Annotated in this window: 1 protein-coding gene and 2 pseudogenes; all 3 read left to right on the top strand. The window is 62.6% G+C overall.

Annotated elements, in window-relative coordinates; all coding sequences use genetic code 11:
- Nucleotides 1-486, top strand: a pseudogene (locus tag B1A74_RS13875) (calcium-binding protein); the annotation flags it as partial.
- Nucleotides 487-826: 340 nt separating this feature from the next.
- Nucleotides 827-952, top strand: a complete 126-nt coding sequence (locus B1A74_RS14545; protein WP_279625498.1) for a hypothetical protein — start codon at nucleotides 827-829, stop codon at nucleotides 950-952.
- A pseudogene (locus B1A74_RS13870) lies at nucleotides 949-1,375 on the top strand (hypothetical protein); the annotation flags it as partial. The gene B1A74_RS14545 and the pseudogene B1A74_RS13870, both read left to right, overlap by 4 nt.

The following is a 1,375-nucleotide window of genomic DNA, read 5'->3' as shown; positions in this document are numbered from 1 at the left end:
CTGCTGGCGATGGATCTGACGGGCAACGAGGAGATCGAGACCGGCAGTGAGCTGTTCGGCAACGCCAGCGAGATCGAGGAAGGCGTCACGGCCATGAACGGCTTCCAGGCGCTGGCCATCCACGACACCAACGGCAATGGCCGTATCGACCCGGGCGACGAGGCCTGGGACGACCTGCGCCTGTGGCAGGACGCCAACGGCAACGGCGAGGTCGACGACGGTGAACTGCTGACCCTGGACGAAGTCGGCATCGGCTCCATTGACCTGGGCTACTCGGACTCCACCTACGTGGACGAGCATGGCAACGAACACCGCCAGATCGGCCGGTTCGAGTGGGCCGACGGCCGCGAAGGCGAGGCCACGGACGTGTGGTTCATCCAGGACACCGCCCACACCGAGGCGCGCGAGCGCCTGGATGTGCCGGAGGACATCGCCGTCCTGCCGGATCTGATGGGTTACGGCGAGGTGCATGATCTGCACCGGGCCCGTAACCGACGTGCCGCGCGGCCGGGCAGCTCGGAGTCGCGGCGCCGCCGCGGACCTGGTGGGCGGCCAGTGGAGCGAGAACACCCGCACAACATGCTTGTTGACCAGGCAGCCTGACGGCACCGACAATTAATTCCCTAAACATGGAAAGGGATAAGCCATGGATTCGTCACGGATCGGCGTCCTCTCCGCAGCACCGCTTCGGTTAATGCCGCATTGTGCTCCGATATCGTCGGCGCGTTGCCCCGCTATGCGTACCGGTGCACCGCTGGAATGGCTTCCGTCGTACTTGCGCCTCGCTAGGTGCACTCGCTTAACAAGTTGCCCGCGGGCCGTTGCCATGGCCTGGCTGATCCTCTATCCCGGCGAGTTTCCGGGCGCTGCCAACGCGCGGTTGGCCCGACCGGATTTTGAGGCAATCACGCTCGCGTTTCAGATCGGCTCGTACTTCGGGATGCGTACGTGAGTCTTCGCCAATCCCTCATCGACATCCTGTCGAAATACCCGGGACCAACAGAGGCCGAGGCCCGACGCTGGCGAAATGCCTTAATCGCCATGGGTTCGCTCGCGCTGCTAGCAGAAGGGGTTCTTGTGTACATCCTTTATCACATGGATCCGGGTGCTCCGCCATTCTGGCTGGCCGCTCCGGCGGGTTGGTTATGGGAGCATGTTCCCGCTGCACGTGGTTTCACGAACAGCTCCTACGGCCTTCGCGCACAGATGCCGTACGTCTTTGTGGTGTTTTTCTTCTTGGTGGTCGCAACTGCTGCGCTGGTGGCCTGCTGCAATCGCCGTGGCGCAATGTTCGGTATGGCCGTAAATTTTCTCGAAGAGCGTCTTCACAGAAGGCTGCTCATCGTGGTGGTGCTGAGTTACTGTCGAAAGTGGT

This window comes from Thioalkalivibrio halophilus (genome assembly GCF_001995255.1).
Lineage (GTDB): Bacteria > Pseudomonadota > Gammaproteobacteria > Ectothiorhodospirales > Ectothiorhodospiraceae > Thioalkalivibrio > Thioalkalivibrio halophilus.
The sequence above is the reverse complement of the archived record's forward strand: the minus strand, read 5'-3'. Positions and strand labels throughout refer to the sequence as shown.